This window comes from Bhargavaea cecembensis DSE10 (assembly GCF_000348905.1).
Lineage (GTDB): Bacteria > Bacillota > Bacilli > Bacillales_A > Planococcaceae > Bhargavaea > Bhargavaea cecembensis.
The window spans coordinates 1-23115 of record NZ_AOFT01000017.1 but is presented as its reverse complement, the minus strand read 5'-3'; the positions used below and the strand labels follow the sequence as shown (position 1 = coordinate 23115).

General features: G+C 54.2%; 24 protein-coding genes. 20 read left to right on the top strand and 4 right to left on the bottom strand.

Annotated features, from left to right (window positions below; genetic code table 11):
- Nucleotides 1-119 precede the first annotated feature (119 nt).
- From hemE to C772_RS13235, 4 genes are all read left to right on the top strand, one after another.
- A complete protein-coding gene (gene hemE / locus C772_RS13250; protein WP_008300743.1) occupies nt 120-1160 on the top strand; it encodes a uroporphyrinogen decarboxylase in 1041 nt (346 codons plus the stop codon).
- Nucleotides 1161-1190: 30 nt separating this feature from the next.
- Nucleotides 1191-2120 carry a ferrochelatase gene (gene hemH, locus C772_RS13245; RefSeq protein WP_008300742.1) on the top strand — a complete coding sequence of 310 codons (930 nt, stop codon included), beginning with the start codon at nt 1191-1193 and terminating at the stop codon, nt 2118-2120.
- A gap of 284 nt (nt 2121-2404) precedes the next feature.
- Nucleotides 2405-2890: a nucleoside deaminase gene (locus C772_RS13240; RefSeq protein ID WP_008300741.1), complete on the top strand. Its 486-nt coding sequence runs from the start codon at nt 2405-2407 to the stop codon at nt 2888-2890.
- 260 nt (nt 2891-3150) lie between these two features.
- Nucleotides 3151-3423 (top strand): hypothetical protein, encoded by a 273-nt coding sequence (locus C772_RS13235; RefSeq protein WP_008300740.1) that lies wholly within the window; start codon nt 3151-3153, stop codon nt 3421-3423.
- 46 nt (nt 3424-3469) lie between these two features.
- Here C772_RS13235 and C772_RS13230 read toward each other — a convergent pair whose 3' ends face one another.
- Nucleotides 3470-4117, bottom strand: a complete 648-nt coding sequence (locus C772_RS13230) for a LytTR family DNA-binding domain-containing protein (protein WP_008300736.1) — start codon at nt 4115-4117, stop codon at nt 3470-3472.
- 188 nt (nt 4118-4305) lie between these two features.
- Here C772_RS13230 and aceA point away from each other — a divergent pair, with 188 nt between their 5' ends.
- The 4 genes from aceA to C772_RS13215 all read left to right on the top strand — a co-directional run bounded on the left by aceA (nt 4306) and on the right by C772_RS13215 (nt 7919).
- Nucleotides 4306-5583, top strand: coding sequence for an isocitrate lyase (gene aceA, locus C772_RS13225; protein WP_008300734.1), 1278 nt, complete (start codon nt 4306-4308; stop codon nt 5581-5583).
- An 18-nt stretch (nt 5584-5601) separates the two neighbouring features.
- The gene (aceB, locus tag C772_RS13220; RefSeq protein ID WP_008300731.1) at nt 5602-7212 is read left to right on the top strand and encodes a malate synthase A; all 1611 of its coding nucleotides are present in this window, start codon (nt 5602-5604) and stop codon (nt 7210-7212) included.
- A gap of 27 nt (nt 7213-7239) precedes the next feature.
- Entirely contained in the window at nt 7240-7368 is a 129-nt protein-coding gene (locus C772_RS16755; RefSeq protein ID WP_008300729.1) for a hypothetical protein, read from the top strand.
- A gap of 119 nt (nt 7369-7487) precedes the next feature.
- Nucleotides 7488-7919 (top strand): hypothetical protein, encoded by a 432-nt coding sequence (locus tag C772_RS13215; protein ID WP_008300727.1) that lies wholly within the window; start codon nt 7488-7490, stop codon nt 7917-7919.
- Nucleotides 7920-7981: 62 nt separating this feature from the next.
- On the opposite strand, the gene C772_RS13210 is transcribed toward C772_RS13215, so the two are convergent.
- Together C772_RS13210 and yhfH are read right to left on the bottom strand one after the other, a co-directional pair.
- Nucleotides 7982-8371, bottom strand: a complete 390-nt coding sequence (locus C772_RS13210; protein ID WP_008300725.1) for an RDD family protein — start codon at nt 8369-8371, stop codon at nt 7982-7984.
- A 290-nt stretch (nt 8372-8661) separates the two neighbouring features.
- Nucleotides 8662-8784, bottom strand: coding sequence for a protein YhfH (gene yhfH / locus C772_RS16435; protein WP_008300723.1), 123 nt, complete (start codon nt 8782-8784; stop codon nt 8662-8664).
- Nucleotides 8785-8998: 214 nt separating this feature from the next.
- Here yhfH and C772_RS13205 point away from each other — a divergent pair, with 214 nt between their 5' ends.
- From C772_RS13205 to C772_RS13150, 12 genes are all read left to right on the top strand, one after another.
- On the top strand, nt 8999-9991 hold the full coding sequence (locus C772_RS13205) for a lipoate--protein ligase (RefSeq protein WP_008300721.1): 993 nt from the start codon (nt 8999-9001) through the stop codon (nt 9989-9991).
- 131 nt (nt 9992-10122) lie between these two features.
- The gene (locus C772_RS13200; protein ID WP_008300719.1) at nt 10123-10827 is read left to right on the top strand and encodes a response regulator transcription factor; all 705 of its coding nucleotides are present in this window, start codon (nt 10123-10125) and stop codon (nt 10825-10827) included.
- The gene (locus C772_RS13195) at nt 10824-11852 is read left to right on the top strand and encodes a sensor histidine kinase (protein WP_008300717.1); all 1029 of its coding nucleotides are present in this window, start codon (nt 10824-10826) and stop codon (nt 11850-11852) included. Before C772_RS13200 ends, C772_RS13195 begins: the two co-directional genes overlap by 4 nt.
- Entirely contained in the window at nt 11833-12606 is a 774-nt protein-coding gene (locus C772_RS13190; protein ID WP_008300715.1) for an ABC transporter ATP-binding protein, read from the top strand. The genes C772_RS13195 and C772_RS13190 overlap by 20 nt, the downstream gene beginning before the upstream one ends.
- The gene (locus tag C772_RS13185; RefSeq protein ID WP_008300713.1) at nt 12578-14500 is read left to right on the top strand and encodes an ABC transporter permease; all 1923 of its coding nucleotides are present in this window, start codon (nt 12578-12580) and stop codon (nt 14498-14500) included. The genes C772_RS13190 and C772_RS13185 overlap by 29 nt, the downstream gene beginning before the upstream one ends.
- A 222-nt stretch (nt 14501-14722) precedes the next feature.
- Nucleotides 14723-16282, top strand: a complete 1560-nt coding sequence (locus tag C772_RS13180) for a fatty acid--CoA ligase family protein (RefSeq protein WP_008300711.1) — start codon at nt 14723-14725, stop codon at nt 16280-16282.
- Between the two features lie 121 nt (nt 16283-16403).
- A complete protein-coding gene (locus C772_RS13175) occupies nt 16404-16658 on the top strand; it encodes a hypothetical protein (RefSeq protein ID WP_008300709.1) in 255 nt (84 codons plus the stop codon).
- Between the two features lie 72 nt (nt 16659-16730).
- Nucleotides 16731-18707 carry an alpha/beta hydrolase family protein gene (locus C772_RS13170; protein ID WP_008300708.1) on the top strand — a complete coding sequence of 659 codons (1977 nt, stop codon included), beginning with the start codon at nt 16731-16733 and terminating at the stop codon, nt 18705-18707.
- Between the two features lie 16 nt (nt 18708-18723).
- On the top strand, nt 18724-19269 hold the full coding sequence (locus C772_RS13165) for a GNAT family N-acetyltransferase (protein ID WP_008300707.1): 546 nt from the start codon (nt 18724-18726) through the stop codon (nt 19267-19269).
- Between the two features lie 196 nt (nt 19270-19465).
- Nucleotides 19466-20314, top strand: a complete 849-nt coding sequence (locus C772_RS13160; RefSeq protein ID WP_008300706.1) for a cation diffusion facilitator family transporter — start codon at nt 19466-19468, stop codon at nt 20312-20314.
- Between the two features lie 154 nt (nt 20315-20468).
- Nucleotides 20469-21086 carry a LysE/ArgO family amino acid transporter gene (locus tag C772_RS13155; RefSeq protein ID WP_008300705.1) on the top strand — a complete coding sequence of 206 codons (618 nt, stop codon included), beginning with the start codon at nt 20469-20471 and terminating at the stop codon, nt 21084-21086.
- A 483-nt stretch (nt 21087-21569) separates the two neighbouring features.
- Nucleotides 21570-22151 carry a hypothetical protein gene (locus tag C772_RS13150; protein WP_008300704.1) on the top strand — a complete coding sequence of 194 codons (582 nt, stop codon included), beginning with the start codon at nt 21570-21572 and terminating at the stop codon, nt 22149-22151.
- A gap of 408 nt (nt 22152-22559) precedes the next feature.
- Here the strand turns inward: C772_RS13150 and C772_RS13145 are convergent.
- A partial coding sequence (locus C772_RS13145) for an IS3 family transposase (RefSeq protein WP_035002430.1) occupies nt 22560-23115 on the bottom strand: 556 nt, incomplete at its 5' end.

The window sequence follows — 23115 nt, the reverse complement described above, 5'->3', positions numbered from 1 at the left end:
GTCCGAAACGTGTCGGGAAAGGTTAAATCCTATGACATTTGCCTGCCCAATCTATACAATAAATATTGGACAGCCTATAGTTAAAACGGAATGATTACGGAGAAAGTAGGAATCATCACATGACCAAGTTTAACGACACGCTGCTTCGCGCAGCTCGCGGGGAGAAAACGGAACACACACCGGTCTGGTTTATGCGCCAGGCGGGACGTTCCCAGCCGGAGTACCGGAAGCTGAAGGAAAAGTACTCGCTGGAGGAAATCACACACCAGCCGGAGCTTTGTGCCTATGTGACGAAGCTTCCGGTCGACCAGTACAACGTCGATGGGGCGATCCTTTATAAGGATATCGTCACACCGCTCGCAGGGATCGGGGTGGATGTAAAGATCAAATCCGGCGTGGGCCCGGTGATCTCCAACCCGATCCGCTCGCGTGCGGACATCGACCGCCTCGGCGAGTTCCATGCCGAAGAACAGGTGCCGTACGTGCTTGAAACCATCAAAATCCTGACAGAGGAACAGCTGGATGTGCCGCTGATCGGCTTCGCGGGTGCGCCGTTCACACTGGCCAGCTATATGATCGAAGGCGGCCCGTCCCGCAGCTACAACCTGACAAAATCGTTCATGGTGTCGGAGCCGCAAGCCTGGCAGGCGCTCATGGACAAGCTCGGTGACATGACGATCGCTTATCTGAAGGCGCAGATCGCGGCAGGCGCGAAAATCGTCCAGATCTTCGACTCGTGGGTCGGCGCACTCCATGTCGCGGACTACCGGGCGTTCATCAAGCCGACCATGACCCGCATCGTTTCCGAAGTGAAAAAGACGGGCGTGCCGGTCATCACATTCGGTGTCGGGGCAAGCCACCTCGTCAACGAATGGCATGACCTTCCTGTTGATGTCGTCGGACTCGACTGGCGCATGCAAATCCGCGAAGCGGAAGAGCGCGGCATCACGAAGCCGGTCCAGGGCAACCTCGACCCGACGCTTCTCATCGCGGACTGGAACGTCATCGAGGAACGGGCAAAAGACATAGTCGAGCAGGGCGTCGAGCACGGTGCGCACATCTTCAACCTCGGCCACGGCGTCTTCCCGGACGTCCAGCCGGCGACACTGAAAAAGCTGACGGAGTTCGTCCATACGTACTCTGCACAACTGCGTAAGTAACCCAAACTCCTTAATCGGAAGGTGAAACAAATGGCGAAAAAGACGATGGGCCTGCTCGTCATGGCCTATGGAACCCCTTATAAAGAAGAAGACATCGAACCGTACTACACGCATATCCGCCACGGCCGACCGCCTGCGCCGGAACAGCTGCAGGACCTGAAGGACCGCTACGAGGCGATCGGCGGAATCTCCCCGCTGGCCAAGACGACCGACGAACAGGCGGAAGCCCTCGGCAAGCGGCTCAACGAAGTGCAGGACGACATCGAGTTCAAAGTATATGTCGGCCTGAAGCATATTCACCCGTTCATCGAGGACACGGTGGAGAAGATGCACCGGGACGGCATCACCGAAGCGGTCACGATCGTTCTCGCGCCGCACTACTCGACGTTCTCCGTTGAGTCGTACAACAAGCGCGCGAAGGAAAAGGCAGCGGAGCTCGGCAACATGCAGATCCATTCGGTCAAGGACTTCTACCGCCAGCCGAAGTTCATCCAGTACTGGGAAGAGAAGATCCGCGAAGCGTACGGTTCGATGACTGATGAAGAGCGCGAAAACGCGTGCCTCGTCGTCTCCGCTCACTCGCTCCCTGAGAAGATCAAGGAGCACGGCGACCCGTATCCGGACCAGCTGGACGAAACGGCAAAGCTCGTCGCGGAAGCGGCAGACGTGAAGACCTACGCGGTCGGCTGGCAGTCCGAGGGCAACACGCCCGACCCTTGGCTCGGCCCGGACGTCCAGGACCTGACCCGCGACCTTCATAAGGAACACGGCTACAAGGCATTCGTCTACACGCCGCTCGGATTCGTTGCGGAGCACCTTGAAGTGCTTTACGACAACGACTACGAGTGCAAAGTCGTCTGCGATGAAGTCGGCGCTTCCTACTACCGTCCGGAAATGCCGAAGACGCACCCGCTGTTCGTGGATGCGATGGCGGATGCGGTCATGGACGTATTGAAATAAGAATAGGAATGGATCGGGAACGGCTTTGTGCCGTTCCCGATTTTTTGTTGGGGGAGCGTGAAGGGTCAGCCGGGTGCTTCGAAAACAATCCGAATGCTCTGTATGCACCTTCGAGCGCCTCGAAAAGAAGTCTGAGTGCGTCTGTTTGTCTCTCCAGTGCTTTCTAAGACAGGGAAGTATGGTAAGCTGCGGGTGGGACGGCTTAGGGCTGTTCCCGATTTTTTATTGGTCCAGAAACTTTTTCTCTATTAAGATGGTCATGACAGAGATAGGAGGAGATGGCGATGATTACTGAGGTGGATCTGAAGCATTTAAAGCGCTGTGTGGAGTTGGCGGAAACCGCGCTGGAAAAAGGGGACGAGCCGTTCGGTTCGGTCCTTGTCTCTTCAGACGGGGAAGTGCTTGCCGAAGACCATAATCACGTGGCAGGGGGGGACCACACCCAGCACCCGGAATTCGCGCTGGCTCGTTGGGCGGCTGAAAACCTGACTCCGGATGAAAGAAGCGGGGCGACCGTCTACACCTCAGGTGAACACTGCCCGATGTGTGCTGCGGCCCACGGCTGGGTCGGGTTGGGCCGGATTGTCTATGCTTCTTCATCGGAACAGCTGGCCGAATGGCTCGGTGAACTGGGCGTTGCCCCGTCACGCGTCCGGAACCTTTCCATACAGGAAGTGATCCGTGATGCCGAGGTGGACGGGCCGGTTCCGGAACTGGCGGAGCAGGTCAGGGAGCTCCAACGAAAGTTTCATAGTAGGGCTGGAAGGTGAGAAGGAGTTTTAGCGATTTTTACTTTAGCGGGCTGCGGTTTCGTCATTCACGGTCGCAGTCTCGTCATTCGTGGCCTCAATTTCGTCATTCGCCCGGCCGGACTTATCGAATGACGAGATTAATGGGATGAATGGCGAAATCATACGGTCGAATGACGAAACCTAACCGATGAATGCGGGAACCGGCGGTATAATCCATTGCGGAGACTGGATGAACCCGCCTGTAGCAAGATATAACCCACCCATAAGGAGGCTGGTGGATGGAGCAGGTGATGGGATTTTTGTTGGGTACCCTGCAACTATTCTTTCCATTGATCGTCATGTCGGCAATCGCATTTGTCCTGGGACTGATTTTGCGCTCGTGTTTATGGATGCTGGCTAGTGCGGTCCTGATTTATCCCGATGCCTGGTATCTCGGGGCGACTCCGGCCTTTCCGTGGGCGGTCTATCTCCCGCTCATTCAGGTTTTCACGGCAATATGGATATACCTCTCAAATAAACGCAACATGCGGTCTGCCCAGAAAACTAAATAACATGATGAACGCCGTTCCGTCTGCCACGGAACGGCATTTTTTCAATTCAGAATCCGAGAACTTTCCTGAGCGTGGGGGCGTGGGTCTGGCTGACGGGAATTTCCGAGCCGTCCGATGTCGTGATGAGGAGTCCAGAGGTGAAGTCGTCTTTGCGGATGCGGCTGATGAAATCTGTGTTGATCAGATAGGAGCGGTGTACCCGGAGGAAGGAAGCCGGCAGTTCCGCCTCCAGCTGCTTGAGTGTCCGGGTGGAGGCGAATTCCTCCCCGTCGGCGTAGAACCAGGTTTTCTTGTCGGCGCTTTCGATGTGGGTGATGCGGCTGACGGAGACCGGGACCCAGTCATCGTCATTGCGGCCGGTCAGATAGCGGATGGGGGCGGCCTTTTTCCGTTCTTCGGGAAGAAGGACGATGACGGCGCCGGGAAGCGTGCCGATCTCGACCGGGTAGCCGATTCCATAATAGGAAGTGTTCTGATCAGGGAAGGACAGCCGGTCTTCCGCTCGCCGGCCTGTCTTCATCACTTGATGGGCGATATCCCCGGGGATGACGGGATGGCCAGCGGCGAGCGGAATGTCCAGGCCCCGCTGGTCGAGGTGAATATACTGCCCGTCTGCCGCCACGGCAAATGCCGCTTTTTCCGGAATCCATTCACAAGCAAACTGCGCCAACTGTTCTAACACACCGTTGTTCATCTGATCTCCTCCATTCATCGGCGAATCGCCCATGTTCATCAAAGAATTTCCCCTTTTAGTCCGAAAACCCAGACAAAAAAGACAATTCTGTTATATAGTAATTTACAACAACAACAGCTGTTATGAAACAGTCAGAAAGAACTATTTTATAACAGCGCTTATAAAACCCTCTGAAAGGTGTGTATCGGATGACAACAAAACAGGCGGAAATCGAACAGATTGAAATGGGATGGCAGGATGAGCGCTGGAACGGAATCACACGGCCCTACACGGCGGAAGATGTGTACCGCCTCCGCGGCTCCGTCCAGATTGAACATACACTCGCAAAGCGCGGAGCGGCACGGCTCTGGAAATCCCTCCAGGAGGAACCGTTCATCAACGCACTGGGCGCCCTGACCGGAAACCAGGCGATGCAGCAGGTCAAGGCAGGGCTGCAGGCCATCTACCTGAGCGGCTGGCAAGTCGCGGCGGATGCGAACATCGCGGGCCAGATGTACCCGGACCAGAGCCTGTACCCGGCAAACAGCGTGCCGCACGTGGTCAAGCGCATCAACCAGGCGCTCCAGCGCGCCGATCAGATCGACCGCGCGGAAGGCCGTGAAGGATTCGACTGGTTCGCGCCGATTGTCGCGGATGCGGAAGCCGGATTCGGCGGCCCGCTGAACGTCTTTGAACTGATGAAGGGCATGATCGAGGCGGGAGCAGCGGGCGTCCACTTCGAAGACCAGCTTGCATCCGAGAAGAAATGCGGCCACCTCGGCGGCAAGGTTCTCCTCCCGACGCAGAACGCGGTGAAGAACCTGATCTCCGCCCGTCTTGCGGCAGATGTCATGGGCGTCCCGACGATCATCATCGCCCGCACCGATGCGGATGCGGCGGACCTCATCACAAGCGACATCGACCCGGCAGACCACGAATTCATCACCGGAGAGCGCACGCCGGAAGGCTTCTACCGCACACGCGCCGGCATCGACCAGGCGATTGCACGCGGCCTTGCCTACGCACCATATGCCGACCTGATCTGGTGCGAGACGTCCAAACCGTCGCTTGAAGAAGCGAAAAAGTTCGCCGATGCGATTCACGAGAAGTTCCCGGGCAAGATGCTCGCGTACAACTGCTCACCTTCATTCAACTGGGAAGCGAACCTCGACAAGGAAACGATTGCCGAGTACCAGCGCGAAATCGCGAAGATGGGCTACAAGTTCCAGTTTGTCACGCTCGCAGGCTTCCACTCGCTGAACCACAGCATGTTCGAACTGGCAAATGCCTACAGGGACGAAGGCATGGCGGCCTACTCCCGCCTCCAGCAGGCCGAGTTCGCCTCCGAAGAAAAAGGCTACACGGCGACACGCCACCAGCGCGAAGTCGGCACCGGCTACTTCGACGAAGTCGCGCAAGTCATCTCAGGCGGCCAGTCGTCCACAACCGCGATGGCCGGATCCACGGAAACCGCGCAGTTCGCATAAGGAAAGGAGAGTGTGCACATGACGACAAACGAAACGGCAAGGGAGCGGCAGGTCAACGTCACCGGCAGCCGGACGCCGTCATCGGACGTGATCCTGACCGAAGACGCACTCCGATTCATCGGCGAACTGCATGAACGGTTCAACAACCGGCGGCTTGAATTGCTTGAAAAGCGGATGGAGCGGCAGGCGAGGTTCGATGCGGGGGAGCAGCCGGACTTTCTTCCGGAGACGGAACAGATCAGGGAGGGCGATTGGGAAGTCGCCCCGATCCCTGACGACCTGAAGGACCGCCGGGTGGAAATCACCGGGCCGGTCGAAAGGAAAATGGTCATTAACGCGCTGAACTCCGGCGCGAAGACCTTCATGGCTTGCTTCGAGGACGCCACCTCCCCAACATGGGAAAACATGATCGAGGGCCAGAAGAATATGCATGATGCCGTGCGGCGGACGATTTCCTACACCCGTCCGTCCGACGGCAAGGAATATCGATTGAACGAGGAGACTGCGGTCCTGATCGTCCGACCCCGCGGGTGGCATCTGGAAGAGCGCCACGTGACGGTCGGCGGGGAGCCGGTATCCGGCAGCCTGTTCGACTTCGGGCTGTTCTTCTATCACAACGCGAAAGAACAGATTGCACGCGGGACGGGGCCGTATTTCTACCTCCCGAAGGTGGAAAGCCACCTGGAGGCGCGCCTATGGAACGACGTCTTCACCTATGCGCAGGAGCGGCTCGGCATCCCGCACGGCACGATCCGGGCGACGGTCCTGATCGAGACGATCCTTGCCGCGTTCGAGATGGATGAGATCCTTTATGAACTTCGCGACCACGCGGCAGGACTGAACTGCGGACGATGGGACTACATCTTCAGCTTCCTGAAGCGGTTCCGGAACCAGGACGATGTGCTGCTTCCTGACCGCGGACAGGTCACGATGACGGCGCCGTTCATGAGGGCCTACACGCAGCTCTGCATCAAGACATGCCACCGGCGGGGCGCCATGGCGATCGGCGGCATGGCCGCACAGATTCCGGTCAAGGGGGATGAAGAGGCAAACGCCGATGCTTTCAGCAAAGTCGCCGAAGACAAGCGGCGCGAGGCGACCGACGGCCATGACGGCACTTGGGTCGCGCATCCCGGCCTCGTCCCGGTCGCGATGAACGAATTCGATGCCGTCATCGGAGAGGGGCAGAACCAGGTGGACCGCAAGCGCGAAGACGTCCAGGTGACCGGCCGGGATCTGCTTCAAGTGCCGGAGGGCACGATCACTGAAGGCGGCATCCGGACGAACATCAACGTCGGCATCCGCTACATTGCAGCCTGGCTGTGCGGCAGTGGAGCGGTCCCAATCAACAACCTGATGGAGGACGCCGCGACGGCAGAGATTTCCCGATCGCAGATCTGGCAGTGGATCCGCCACCCGGAAGCCCGCCTGGATGACGGCCGAGAAATCACGGAAAGCCTGTTCCGGCAGCTGCTTCAGGAAGAACTGTGGAAAATCCGGAAATCGGAAGGCGCGGAACGGTTCACAGAAGGCCGTTTCCAGGAAGCCGCAGACCTGTTCAAGGAACTCACGGAAAACGACGACTTTGAAGAATTCCTAACCGTGCCGGGCTACGGCCGGCTGGCATAACCCCAAACCCATAAGGAGGAGATCTAAATGATGAAAAACCAGCAGAAGATCGAAAAGTCCCGGAAGATCTGTGTCGAGTGCGGTTGTGAAATCGTTGAGAAAGTCGAGTCCCTCCATCACGAATGCGAACGCTGCGTCGGGAAATCGGAGCAGTAATTAAAATAAAGAGGAGCCGTCATCCTGGATGACGGCTCCTTTTGATTCCAACATAAAGGGAAAGTCTATATGGGACCAGAATGCTATTATGAAACACTTTAACTAAAGGAGGGTTTCTTATGGAGAGCCTACAAGCCTGGCAGCCCGTCACTTATTTGAAAGGAAGAAGTCTGGGGGACTTGGGCTTTTTTGAAGTACTCACCCATTTTGATTACCTGAAACTCTCGTTCAGTGACTTGGCAGACACGAAAGTCGAAGTCATTTACGACCAGCCCGTGCCGCCTGTCGAGTATTACGTTTGGTCTAATCGGTTTTCAACCGAATATGGCAGGTTTGATTTGCTCAGCAAGGAAATGGATCTATCCACCGTAAAAGACGAGAGTTCGCTGTATTTCTATAAAGTCCTGAACTCGGAGTATCTGAAGTGGTTCGATCACAATCCGCTCATTAACAGAAAGACGCACCCGAAGCTGGAACATCATCTGTATATGAACGGTGATCAGGTCTTTGAAGTCTTGTCCGAGTACGAACCGAGGTTTATCAAAGTGTAACAACCTCAAAGGTAGCTGCCCATGATTAGTCATGGGGCGTCCTCTTGAGGTTGTTTTTGTGTTTATTGTTCCTTCACAACCGTTCCTGAAATCCGGTCGTGGGGGAAGAGCGCTCCGTCCTGTGCTTCGAAAGCTTCACGGTCTTTCAGGTACTGGAATGTGCTGATGGTGTCCCGGTAGGCCATTCGCTTAACGATCTGGCCGGGCGTCGGTTCGGTGCCGTCCGCGTTTTCGAGGGCCAGTCCCATTGTCTTGTAGCCGATGGTCCGTCCGCTGTTGCGCAACTGTGCATATTCCAGCGCCCACATGACGGCAGTCGGAGTGACGAGCGCGTGGAAGGCCTCGCTTTTGATTTTCTTCCTTAGGACATATTCGACACCTGCAGTTGCGGCGGTTGATACGGCCAAGTCAATCAGGTAGGCCTTGAATCGTTTTTTGGTGATCGGTTTCACGGTGATTCCTCCAATTCGGTTCTTGTATGTATGGAATACGTAAAAACAGGATGATTGGTTTCACACAGTGAAACGGATACAGGGAAAGGACTAAATCTATCAATCCGTTCTATCAGGAGATTTTACTGTCTCGTCGCGGAATATCCTGTTTCATCGAAAATTAGCAGGACAAACTGTACTGATACAAAAGGATTCTATCTGTACTATAAAAGCGCTTTCATCTCTGTGTTGAAACAGAAAAACGCCCCGGACAGAAGATCCGGGGCGCCGTTAAGGTCAGTGGCTTTTAGTTATTCGCAGTTGCATTTGTCGCACTTATTGCTGTAGCACTCGTGTTGTTCCTCGATTTTTTCACCGCATTCAGCACACATTTTCGGAGGCAGGTTCTTGAAGAACTCAACGACACTTTCCATCTTTCCGCATTCTCCTCTCGAGGAAGTTTTGTTGGTTAACTTCTGTTGTTGTACACAGTGTATTATAACAGTGTGGAGGGTGTCAATGGTTTTCACCTAATTTTATAAATATTTTTTCAGATTGCTTCCGGTCCCTTTCGGGCAGTCTAATCTCGGGAGCGTTTCGGGGGTGTGTGATAAACTGAATGAAGGAAAAAGACAGGAGGCCGATCCAATGAAATTCATCGACAACAAGGGCAATCATGACCCGTACATCAACCTCGCGATCGAGGAATACATCCTGAACACATTCGATACGGACAAGGATTCTTATCTGCTGTTCTACATTAACGGCCCGTCCATCATCGTCGGCCGCAACCAGAACACCATCGAGGAGATCGACGCGGGCTACGTCGATAAAAACGGCATCAAGGTCGTCCGCAGGCTGTCCGGCGGCGGCGCGGTGTACCATGATCTCGGCAACCTGAACTACAGCTTCATCACGAAGGATGACGGCGAAAGCTTCCGCAACTTCAGGAAGTTCACGCAGCCGGTCGTCGACGCGCTCAACAATCTCGGTGTAAAGGCCGAGCTCCAAGGGCGCAACGACCTGCTCGTCGAAGGGCGCAAGATCTCGGGGAACGCCCAGTTCTCCACACAGGGCCGCATGTACAGCCACGGCACGCTCATGTTCGATACGGACATCGGCGAAGTCGTAAACGCCCTGAAGGTCAAGAAAGACAAGATCGAATCCAAGGGCATCAAGTCCATCCGTTCCCGTGTCGCGAACATCTCCGAATTCCTTGAGGAGCCGATGACGATCGAAGAGTTCCGGCAATACATCCTCGAGCAGATCTTCGGCGGCAAGGACAAGATCGAGTATATCGAGCTCACGGAAGACGACTGGGAAAACATCAAGAAACTGTCCGAGAAGCGCTACGGCAATTGGGACTGGAACTACGGCAAGTCGCCGAAGTTCAACATGTCCCATTCCAAACGCTTCCCGGTCGGCGGCATCGATGTGAAGCTGGATGTAAACAAAGGCCAGATTGAAGACGCGGCAATCTTCGGCGACTTCTTCGGCGTCGGCGAGGTGGCCGAGATCGAAGAAGCACTGAAAGGCGCGCAGTACAGCACAGAGGGCATCGAGAAGGCGATTGAGGGCATCGACATCGAGAAGCTGCTCGGCGGCATCACGAAAGAAGAATTCATCGATCTGATCTACTGATCAGCCGATGCCCATACAAAGGGGACCCGACAGACGCCGGGTCCCTTTTCTGCTATCATAAAAGCAGTGAAAATCATGGATTTTGGCCGGTTTTATCGGCCGAAACCGGAATTGGAAAAGAGGGACTGAACGTGGAACAACACCGGATCCTCATCATCGAAGACGACCGGAAGATCGCCTCGCTGCTTGCCGAGACGCTCCGGAAATACCATTACAATGTTCGGGCGGCAGATGACTTCGACCGGATTTTGGAGGCGGAGGCCGAGTTCTCTCCGCACCTCATCCTGCTTGATATCAACCTGCCGTCCTATGACGGCTATTACTGGTGCCGCCAGCTGCGCCAGCGGACGACCGTTCCGATCCTGTTTATCTCGGCACGCTCCGGCGAGATGGACCAGGTGTTTGCGCTCGAGAATGGAGGGGACGACTTTATCACGAAGCCGTTCAACTATGAGATCGTCCTGGCAAAGATCAGGAGCCATTTACGGCGGTCGTTCGGCGAATACGCGCCGAAAATGGAGGAGCGGACAATCCGTCTCGGCCGTCTGGAGCTGTACCCGGAGCGGATGGAACTGCATGCTCACGGACAGGAGATCCCGCTCCAGAAAAAAGAGTGTGTCATCCTAGAATTGCTCCTATCTGAGTCGCCGAAGGTCGTGTCGCGGGAACGGTTCCTCGAGGAACTGTGGGATGACCAGGCGTTTGTCGACGAAAACACGCTGAACGTCAATATGACCCGCGTGCGCAAAAAGCTCGCCGACTACGGCATCCAATCCCAGATTGAAACGGTGCGCGGGGCGGGCTACCGGTTTATCGCCGCTCCGGAGGAAGCATGAAGGCGCTTCGTTTATTTATCCGGGAGCACTCCGCCTATCTCGTGTTCCATATACTACTGACCGTCTTTGTCCTGTCGCTGTATTGGCTGGACGGTTTTCGGAACGTGGATACGGCAGTTTATTCAGTTGTGATGGTCCTCATCCTGACTACGCTTTTCCTGGCGGCCCGATTTATCGGCCGGAGGGCGTACTACAACCGGATCCTGAAGCAGCCTGCCAAGATGGAGGACCTGCTCATGCGAACTTCGAAATCTCCGGAAACATCCGAAGCCGAGCGCTTCGGCCATGAGGTATACGGCATCTATCAGAAGGAAGTGCAGGCGCTGCGCTCGGAAAACGAGCGCCATGAGACGTTCATGAACCAGTGGGTGCACCAGATGAAAACCCCTTTGTCGGTCATCTCACTGCTCCTGCAGGAAGAGGAAGTGGACCGGGAAGCGATCGGTGAAGAGGCTGACCGGATCCGCAGGGGCCTTGAGACCGTCCTATTGAATGCACGGCTCGGCACATTCGAGCGGGACATGCAGATTGCCCGTGCGGATTTGGCATCACTTGTGCGTGAAGTGATCTCGGAGCACAAGAAGCTGTTCATCACAAACCGGGTCTACCCATCCTCCTCGATCGAAGAGGGACTCATCGTCACGACCGATCCGAAGTGGATGAAAACGATCATCGCCCAGTTCATCACAAATGCCGTGAAATACACGCGCGGTGAAGGCAAGCACGTCTACTTCAGCGCGGACCGGACAGAAGACGGCATCCGGCTCACCGTCCGGGACGAAGGAATCGGCATCCCGGCATCTGACCTGAAGCGCGTGACCCACGCATTCTTTACCGGGGAAAACGGAAGGCTGACGGGCGAGTCCACCGGGATGGGGCTCTTTATCGCGAAGGAAGTGTGTGACCAGCTCGGGCACGGCCTGGAGATTGAATCGGAACCCGGTGAGGGGACGGCGGTGTCCGTCCTCTTCAGGGAGAAGAAGGAAGAAGGAAAGGAAGAGGCGCATGCCGATCGTCAGCATTGAAGACGTCATCAAGATCTATGAGGGGAAAGTGACCCACCGGGCGCTTGACCGGCTCAGCTTCGACGTGGAGGAGGGGGAGTTCCTTGCTGTCATGGGACCTTCCGGAAGCGGCAAGACGACGCTTCTGAACCTGATCTCCGGCATCGACATGCCGACATCGGGAAAAGTGCTCATCAAAGGCACCGATCCGTCGGCGCTCCGGCCGGATGACCTGGCCCGTTTCCGCCGCCGCGAGCTCGGTTTCGTCTTCCAGGACTTTAACCTGCTCCGTATGCTGACCGTCGAGGAAAACATCGTTCTGCCGCTGACACTCGACCGGCTCCCCGTCGCGGAAATGGACGCTCGGGTCAAGGCGATCACGGCACGGCTCGGACTTGAAGGCATCCTTCACAAGCGTCCGGATGAAATCTCGGGCGGCCAGGAACAGCGCGTCGCGATCGCGCGCGCCCTCGTCCACCGGCCCTCGATCGTGCTGGCCGACGAGCCGACGGGAAATCTCGACTCAAACGCGGCACGCGAAGTACTGGACCTGCTCGGGACGATCAACCGGGAAAATCGCACGACATTCATCATGGTGACCCATGACCCGATTGCCGCCAGTTACTGTGACCGGGTGCTCTTTATCAAGGACGGCGCCTACTACAATGAAATCCACAAGGACGACCGGCGCAGGACATTCTTCCAGCGCATCCTGAACATGCTGTCGCTTCTGGGGGGCAACGTCGATGACCTTTCGTCAGTTCGCCTACCGTAACGTCGTCCGCAACCGCCGGATCTACGCGGCTTTCTTCCTGGCTAGTGTCTTTTCCGTCATGGTGTTTTTCCTGTACTCGATGCTCATGTTCCATCCGGGCATCGGGGAACGGTTCATCACCGGCATCACGCTGATCGGGATGACTGCGGCGGATGTCGTCCTGTATGTGTTCATGCTGTTTTTCCTGTTTTATTCGATGCGGGCGTTTATGCAGGCGCGTTCGGGTGAATTCGCGCTGCTCCTCCAGATCGGCATGGAGCGGCGGCAGCTCGGAAAACTGCTGCTTCTTGAGATGCTGCTGCTTGGTGCAGCGTCTACCGCGAGCGGCATCGTGCTCGGCTTCGCGTTTTCAAAGTACTTTTTCATGATCGTCCGGGAACTGCTCCAGCTGCCGACCCTGCCGCTCTATGTGTCTTGGGAACCGTTCCTCATGACCGCGGGCGCGTTCTTTAGCCTGTTCCTCCTGATCGGACTGCTGTCCGCCTATATCGTCTCCAACCGGGACATCTCAGAATTCAGGAAAGGGATTGGCGGCGAAGCGGATCCGTTCGGCTACTCACCGGGAAGGGCGGCGGCCGGCATCCTCCTGCTGCTGTCGTCCTACGGAGCGGCGCTGCTCGCCGGTCGGGTAAACGTCCTGTACCTGTCGGTGCTGCTTCCGCCGGCGGCCACACTCGGGACGTATTATTTCTTCTCGCACTCGATTTTGTATCTGCTCGACCTGTTCAGGGACCAGAAAAGCCTATATTGGAAGCGCACAAGGCTGGTGTCGCTCGCCGAGACAGCGGCGAAGCTCCGAGACAATGCGAACATGTTCTTTATCGTCGCAATCGTCTCGACGGTCGCATTCCTTTCAGTGGGGACGCTTGCGAGCCTGGCCACCTACACCGCCCAGTACCGGGCGCTGAATCCGCTCGGCCTCGTTTACGAAAGCTACCCGGGCAACCCGCATGAATATGAGCATGTGACCGGGCTGATGAAGGAGCTGGAAAACGCGGGTCTCGAGTACACCCACGTGCCGCTCACCGTCGCCAGGGAGGAGTCGTCCTTCTCGGGGCAGCCCATCAATATCCTTCGTGAGGGTGAGGTGAACCTGCTCGCGGAAACGCTGGGCGCGGGCCCGGTGCAGTTAAGGCCGGGCGAAGCTGTCTTCCTTCCCTATTCGACGGAAGCCGCCCCGAGACTGCAGGATGCGGACATACAAACGGAACTTGAGGAAAGCGGAGTCGAAGTCCATGTGAAGGGCGTAGTCGGCGGCCTGCTGCTGCCCGCATACAGCCTCGGGACAAATTCAGTCGTTGTCAGCGAGACCGACTTTGTGAAAGTCGCCTCCGCCCAGACTGACAGCCTGCTCCACATCCATGCATTCGACGTGCCGGATTGGGAAGAGACTGTCGGCATCGGACTGTCGATCGAGCAGGCGATGGTCATGTCTGAAATCCAGCAAGGAGAGGCACTGCCGTATTACTTCAAGAATCCGGGGCTCGACTATTCGATCATCCGGTCGACGTTCCACTTGCTGCTCCTGACCGGCCTGCTGGTTGCCATGGTCTTCCTGCTCGCCGCGGGCAGTTTTATCTACTTCAAGCTCTACACGATGCTCGACCGTGACCGTCGCCAGGCGGCCGTTCTGAAGCGGCTCGGCATGACGGAGCGCGAGTTCATCAAGATCGTCAACCGCCAGCTGATCCCGCAGTTTTTCCTGCCTTGGGGGATCGCGATGCTTCACAGCACATTCGCCTTCATCTCCCTTCAGGCCATCTGGAAGGAGTTCGCCGACATTTCGATCCTGAACGAGATGGCCCTCGTCCTTGTGGGCTTCACGGTGATTCAGCTGCTGTATTTCTATCTGATCCGCTGGCGATATCTGGCGCATGTAAAAGGACCGGCCTGAGCGGTCCTTTTTATGTGGATTCAAGTGGCGGCTGATTGGCCTCCCGGCAAGCCCGCTTGGTCTTTCAGTGCGTATATTTGGTCTTTCATGCATCTTGTCTGTGCATTCAGCCGGCTGTATTAAATTTCTGTTCTTCCGGTTGTCCGGTCTATATTATTGCTCTATAATAGTTAATGGGGATAGTGAATGACTATTCATTCAATTCGAACAAGGGGGATGGCTATGAATCTCGTGAAGCGCGTCCATCATACAGCGCTCGAGGAACCACAGAAGATTGCCTATCATTTCATGGGGAAAGACACGACTTACGCAGAGTTTGACCAGACGGTCGGGCTGCTGGCGGCCGGTTTGCAGAAAATCGGCATCGGCAAAGGGGACCATGTCGTCTTCCTGCTCGGCAACACGCCGCACTTCCTGGTCTCGCTGTATGCCACGATGCGCATTGGGGCGACGGCGGTGCCGGTCAACCCGATCTACTCGCCGGAGGAGATCTCGTTCATCGTCCGAAACAGCGACGCCAAGGCGGTCATCGCACTGGACAAGCTGCTGCCGCTGATCAGGCAGGCCTCGGCCGCGTTCCCGGCAGTGGAAAGCTATGTAATCTGCGAAACCGAGCCGGGGACGGAAGAAGAGATCGCTTCTCTGCCGGAAGATGTCCGCGGAAAAGTGAAACCGTTTACACATGTGGTGGCATCCGGCGGGGTTCCGGCTGAAGCGGTCGAAGTGGATGACGATGATACAGCAGTCATCTTGTACACTTCGGGCACGACCGGGAATCCCAAGGGTGCCATGCTGACGCACAAGAACCTGTATTCCAATGCGCGTGACGTCGCGGACTATCTCCAATTCAACCCGGATGACCGGGTCGTTGCTACACTTCCGGTGTTCCATGTGTTCGCCCTCACGGTTGTCGTGAACGCGCCGCTCCTGCGCGGCGCACAGATTCTGCTTGTGCCGAAGTTCAGCCCTGCGGACGTCTTCCGGATCATCCGCGAAAAGGAAGCGACGATTTTCGCCGGCGTTCCGACGATGTACAACTTCCTGTATCAGTATCCGGAGAGCAACCCTGAAGACTTCAAGTCGATCAAGCGCGCGATCTCCGGCGGCTCGTCCCTTCCGGTCGCACTGCTCCATAACTTCGAGGACAAGTTCAATGTCAGCATCTCGGAAGGGTACGGCCTGAGCGAAGCGTCCCCGGTCACCTGCTTCAACCCGCTTGACCGCGAGCGCGTCCCGGGCTCGATCGGCACGAACATCGTCAACGTAGAAAACAAGGTCGTCAATGAGTTCGGCGAAGAAGTGCCGGACGGAGAAGTGGGGGAACTCATCGTCCGCGGACCGAACGTCATGAAAGGCTACTACAAGATGCCGGAAGAGACGGCAGTCGCGCTCCGTGACGGCTGGCTCTACACGGGCGACCTTGCCCGCCGTGACGAAAACGGCTACTTCTACATCGTCGACCGCAAAAAAGACCTCGTCATCGTCGGCGGCTACAACGTCTACCCGCGCGAAGTCGAGGAAGTGCTCTACGCGCATCCGGACGTGGTCGAAGCCGCGGTCGTCGGCGTTCCGGACTCCAACTATGGCGAGGCCATCCAAGCCTATGTTGTGAAGAAGGAAGGATCTGCCCTGACGGAACACGACCTGAAAGCCTTCAGCGCGGAAAAACTCGCGAAATATAAAATCCCGGCATCCATCGAATTCCTCGATGAACTGCCGAAAAACACCACCGGCAAAATCCTCCGGCGTTCGCTGAAGGACATGGCGGTGAACAGTAAGTGATCGTTGGTCAGGCCCGCCTTTTTGCGGGCCTTTTGTTTGTGCGGGGATGAAAGTGACGAATCGGGCTGCAAAAGTGATGAATGAATGATTCCTGGGTTTACTTATCTGATAGGGGGCTGCCTTGAAGTATCTTGAAGAAACGATCTTGATCGTATCCGCCGCCTGGATGCTGATCTATTTCTTTTATCCGGCCGGTTCCCGGCTGCTGCAGCTGGCATTATGGGCCATCCCGTTTGCCATAATCTGCACGGCAATTCTGATGATTGTTGTTAAGCGGAAACGGGAGAGGGCGGGCAGTAAAGCCGTTCAAGGCAACCCGAGCCAATATGGCAACGTCTCAGTGAAATATCGCAACGTTTCTACGAACCCTGAATGAGAGAACCATATTGTTCCGCAAGTCGAAATAGTTTAGACTTATCAGTAGGTTTTGTTAAAGGGGGAGTTACTGATGAGCAAGAAGAACATTACGGCTGAATCGCTGTTTGACCTTTATTCCGTCGCGAATCCGAATCTGTCGCCAGCTGGCGACCGGGCGGTGTTCGTGCGGACGCATATGGACAAGGAAGAAAACAAGTACGTTTCGAATCTGTTCCATGCGGATCTGGCATCCGGACAGGTGACTCAGTGGACGTACGGCAAGAACCGGGTGAGCAGCCCGGCGTGGTCCGCTGACGGCAGCAAGATCGCTTTCCTGTCCGACCGTGACGGCAAGAATCAGCTTTACGTGCTCAGCGCTGCCGGCGGAGAGGCGGAGCGGGTGACTGACTTCGCGAACGGGGTATCGGCGTTTGCCTGGTCGCCGTGCGGCAAGAAGGTGTGGGTGAACGGAGCGGTTAAGAAAGACAAGTCGTTCACGGACAAGGAAGAGGAGAAAAAGGACAAGAATCCGGAGCCGGTCGTCATCGAGAAGATGAAGTACAAGGCCGACGGGCTCGGGCTCCTTCCTCAGGACCTATTCCGTCAAATTGGTATCGTGGACCTTGAATCTGAAGAGGTAACTCAATTTACGGAAGGCGACCATCAATACGGACTGAATACAGTGTCTCCTGACGGCAAGAAGATTGTCTTCAGCGTCAACCGTGCTGAAAACCAGGACTTCGAGTTCCGCGGTGGGCTTTACCTAGCGGATGCAGAGTCGAAAGAAGAGAAGGCAATCATCGACCAGGACGGCTATTACGGTGGTGCGATGTTCTCGCCGGACGGCAAAAAGATTGCCTTTATCGGTGCGGATCGCAGGCTTGAAAATGCGACTCATGCAGATGTCTACGTCTATGACGTGGCATCCGGTTCGCTAACCGTTCTCACGGAATCACTTGACGCGCCGGTCGGTGACCTCGTCGCGGCCGATTTCCAGCAGGGGACCGAAACGCCTGCCGCCGTCTGGGCGGGGAACGATGCGCTCTATTTCCAGGTGTCCGTGATGGGTGATGTCCGCCTGTACTACGCGACACTTGAAGGGGAGCTTTATCCGGCAACTCCTGAAAACGAGCACGTCTATGGCTATGACGTTACAAAAGACGGCAAGACCGCGCTGATCACCGCGAGCAATCCGGTCCACCCGGGCGAGCTGTATGCCCAGGAAATCTCGACAGGCGAACGCAAGGCACTCACTTCATTTAACGCAAAGTTCATCGAAGAACATGAAATCGCCAAGCCGGAGCCGATCGTTTTCAAGGGCCCTAAAGATTGGGACGTCCACGGCTGGATCATGAAGCCGGCCGGATTCGAGGAAGGGAAGAAATACCCGCTCATCACGGAGATCCACGGCGGGCCGCACACGATGTATGCGAACACGTTCTTCCATGAATTCCAGGTGCTCGCCTCCAAAGGATACGGTGTTCTGTTCGTCAATCCGCGCGGCAGCCACGGCTACAGCCAGGAATTCGTCGACGCGGTGCGCCGTGACTACGGCAATGGCGACTACCAGGACATCATGGCGGGTGTCGACTACGCGATCGAAAACAACGACTGGATCGACACCGAGCGTCTCGGCGTCACGGGCGGCAGCTATGGCGGATTCATGACAAACTGGATTGTCGGCCACACCGACCGGTTCAAGGCAGCCGTCACCCAGCGGTCGATCTCGAACTGGATCAGTTTCTTCGGTGTCTCTGACATCGGTTACTACTTCAGCGAATGGCAGCACGGCGCAGTCATGGATGATGTGGAAGGGCTATGGGACATTTCGCCGCTCAAGTACGCGGCCAACGTCAACACGCCGCTCCTCATCCTCCACAGCGAGAAGGACTTCCGCTGCCCGATCGAGCAGGCGGAACAGCTGTTCATCACCCTGAAGCACATGGGCAAGGAGACGGTCTTCGTCAGATTCCCTGAAGCCGACCATAACCTGTCGCGCACCGGCAAGCCGAACCTGCGCATCGAGCGCCTGGATCAGATCACTGGATGGTTCGAGAAGTACCTGTAAGAAAGGGACGAATCAGTTGACCTACACCGAAAACGGCACGACGATCCGCCCGGTCAAAGAGGCGGATCTGCGCCGCATGTGGGAACTCAGCTTCCGGGATAAAGACCCGGAATGGAAAAAGTGGGACGCGCCTTATTATCCCCACGAGACGATGGAGTGGGAAGCGTTCTATGAGAAGAAAGACAAGCTCGTTGACCAGGACGACTACTGGCTGATCGAGCATGAAGGCACAATCGTCGGCATGGTCGGCTATTACTGGGAGCATAAGCCGTCCATGTGGCTCGAGATGGGCATCGCCATCTATGACCCGGCCTATTGGAACGGCGGCATCGGAACGGCCGCCTTCAAGATGTGGCGGGATCATCTGTTCAACACGATGCCGCTTGTCCGGACCGGATACACCACCTGGTCGGGCAACGAGCGAATGATCCGGGCCGGCGAAAAGCTCGGCTTCAAGATGGAAGCCCGCATCCGCAAAGTCCGCTACTGGAACGGGACGTACTACGACTCGATCCGGATGGGGATGCTGCGGGAAGAGTGGGAAAAACTGCGGATAGAATAAAGGGGACAGGCAGCGCATTCAGGCGCTGCCTGTTTCTGTTTGCTTTGTATTTTCAGGGAGACGAGGATAGCATCCGGGATTTTGAATTGGGTATGAAAATCATTCTCAATTAAATTTATTTATTCTCAACTAGTTTGACAATGGCACTCGAAAGTTCTATTATTATTTATAATGATTATAAATAAGGAGGGGTGAGATGACAGAGGATATTTCGATGTACCAAAAAAATAAGATGCTATTTATTTGGGTAGCCTCTTTAACCTTGTTTTTTGCAGCAGTTGAGATCATCTACGGATTTATTTCCGGATCCCTGATGATGATGGGTGACGGGGTGCACATGAGTTCGGACGCCATCTCACTGATCCTCTCACTCATCGCAACCATTATGGCGACAAAGGCCGCGACAAAAAACAAGACATTTGGCTACAAGAGATTTGAGCCAATCGCCGCATTTATTAACGGATTATCGTTAGTGATGATCCCGGTATTTATCATTGCCGAAGCCATCAGCAGGATAATCAGCCCGATAGAAATCATACCGAATCAAATGCTGGTCGTAGGTACAATCGGCTTGGTGATCAATGGAATTGTCGGGTATATATTAACTAAGGCGAGTTCCAATCTGAACGTAAAAAGTGCCCTGCTTCACGTTTTGGCTGACTTAATTACCAGTGTGAGCGTCGTCATTGCTGCATTAGGCATCAAATATTTCGGGTTCACGTGGCTGGATCCCATCGGAAGCATCCTCACATCCATCATCATTATTGCCGGAGGATACAAAATCACGAAGGAAGCATTCAATATTTTGATGGAAGGAACCCCTAAGGGCTATTCAGTAGATGAAATAGGAAAAATTGTTAAAAGTTCCGGACAACCTATACACCTGAATACGATAAAAATCTGGTGTATTAACGAATCCGAAATATACACGTTAGTCGATGTGACCTCTCCATCCCGGGAAGAAAACGCCTTGGCCAAGATTCGGGAGAAAATAGCGAGCGATACAGACATCCCGCTTGAAAATATTTATGTGAATATGAGCTGAAAGCAAACAGGCAGTGCAACGTTGCGCTGCCTGTTTTTGCGGATACCTTTAACGGTCTGTCGGAACACGATCTGCAGGGAAAAGTTCACTGCAGCCGGAGGCGCAAACAACAATCTGATAAGATAGTAATAAAATAGATAGGGGAAAAAATAGAATGCTTGCCGCTTTAATTCATGGGATTGTCCTGGCGTTCGGGCTGATCCTGCCGCTCGGCGTACAGAATGTATTTATCTTTAACCAGGGGGCAACACACCGCAGGTTTTCGAGGGCTTTGCCTGCCGTTGTGACCGCCGGAATCTGTGACATGCTGCTGATCCTGCTCGCGGTGATGGGCGTGTCCCTGATCGTCTTCAGCTTCGCCTGGCTCAAGAACCTGATTTTCCTCGTCGGCTTCGTTTTCATGGTGTATATGGGCTGGTCGATTTTCAGGAGTGCTCCCGGAACCGGAGAGGGAAAGCGGGAGGCGCTTTCCCCAAAACAGCAGATCCTCTTTGCCGCTTCGGTCTCGCTGCTTAATCCCCACGCCATCCTGGACCTGATCGGCGTGATCGGGCCGAGTTCTCTGGCCTACGAAGGGGACCAGCTCGTTGGGTTCACGGCGGCGTGCATCGGAGTGTCCTTTATCTGGTTTTCCGGCCTGGCAGTGGCCGGCCGGATGGTCGGCAGGCTGGATGCCAATGGGCAGATCCTCAGGCGGTTTAACCAGGTTTCGGCGCTGATCATCTGGGCGATCGCTATCTATTTGGGCATTCAACTTTTGGAAAGCCTGTAGCTCATGATCATGATGAAGTGGTTTCCCGATATAAAAGAGGCAGCGCATCGCATGTAACCCGTTCAGTTGAGTGGTGCAAACAGGCGAATTAGCAAAGCAATTAGCAGAGGTTTTAGCAAGACATTAACATCGTTTTCAGCACCCAGTCGGGTGTTTTTTTGACCATTAGAAACGCTTTTTAACACAGTAAATAGTGGTCGGATAGGAGAGAGAAAATAATTTGCTTATAGGGACATTTTGGCCCATATAATACTCTACCGCCTACTAATTTTGAAGAATAACCATAAAGAAACTTCATCTAATGAAAATTCAACAAAAAAGTTCATTTGATAGAAGGTATTTGGGATACCCAACTAGAATGTTGTAAGGAAATAAAGCACTACTTACTTGGTATGAACAAATGTTGGTGTATTGAAACAAGGTCTTATGGTGAGTTCGGACTAAAAAATTCATTGGTGCAACAAATTGGAAGGTGGTTAAACAATGAGGAAACTAAAGTATCTAGTAGTTGGGATGGCTGTATTGACGTTGATAGGCGGTTCATTTGCATTTGCAAGCGACAATTCAAATGAATCACTGATTAACAAACAGTCCAACACGGTTGCAGAAACTGAAACAAAGGCAGACAAAGCAGATATAGTTGAATCCGAAACCTATGAGTCCATGGAGAATGAAACTCACCTATTGCAAGAAATCAAAAAAGTCAATTTAAGCTATATAGAAGAAAAAGAGGACTCCGTTTTGATTGATCATTCCAGTAATGTTCCTGCGGTTGACGCTGAATATTACAATAAAGCCACTCAGGAAGAAATTTTTACTTCGCAGTCACCTAATCAGTTAGGGAATGCAGAAGAGTATCAATCGATTATCATGAATGAATGGTTCGTAGGTGATGAAACATCAGTAGTGGAAGAAACCACAATTAATGGTCATGCTGCAGTTGTAAGACATTCTGACTTGGGGGCAAACGCTCTGTATGTTATTACAAATGAAAACGTGTACACATTCGCAGATGCTAGTTATGATACCTTGCGAGATTTGGCCGAACACCTCGATTATAAATAAGTACCTAGCGACATCTAAGTTCGGCTCACGGTTAAAGCAGTGCTTAACAATAAATAACAGAGGTTAAGTCCAGTAGTCCCTACAAAAAGCACCCGTTATTGGGTGCTTTTTTGCGAAATACTATCGTTTGTATATGATGTCGTATCCGTATTCCTTTCAGCAGTAATTAGCGGTCGTTTTAGTAACAAAATTAGCAACAATTTCAACAGGAATTTAGCAACGTTTTAGCAGTCGTTTTTGCACGAATTTTCGATCGTACAATAATTTTTGTGCGTTTGTCAAAGCCCATGCTAATTAGCATTTTAAAAGCATGTCAAAACGGGCTAAACCCATGCATATCAACAAAAAAAGACCACCGCAATCATGAACTGAACCCTATAAAGCGGACAGTTTAATAAAAGACCCTGCTTATGCGGCGATGAGATGACTCCGGTATTGTGCCGGAGTCATCTTTTTTAGATTCCATTGATATCGGTGGTTGTTGTACTCGAAAATATACTCATCCACCAGTTGTTTGAGCTCATCGAAGGTTTGGCATTGCCTGTAGTCAATTTCATCTTTCATATGACCGAAGAAGGATTCCATCGGCGCATTGTCCCAACAATTTCCCTTTCGGGACATTGATTGTTTGATGTTGAGATCCTTGAGGCGTTTCTGATACTCGGGATGGGTGTAGTGGAACCCTTGGTCTGAATGAAGGACGATTTCCGGATGTAGATTCTCTCCAAGAGCTTCTTCAAGCTTGTCCAGCGTCCGGTACACGATTGGCATGGAAAGGCTGGTCGTCAGTTCATAAGCGAGGATTTCCTTGGTCGCCACGTCCTTCACAACCGATAGGTAGGAAGGTTGGCCTTTGCCGTGATACAGATAAGTAATATCAGTCAGGAGGACCTTACCCGGCTCATCCTGCTGGAACTCACGATTCAGGTGATTAGACACCGTACGGTGTTCCTGTGTCGCCTTT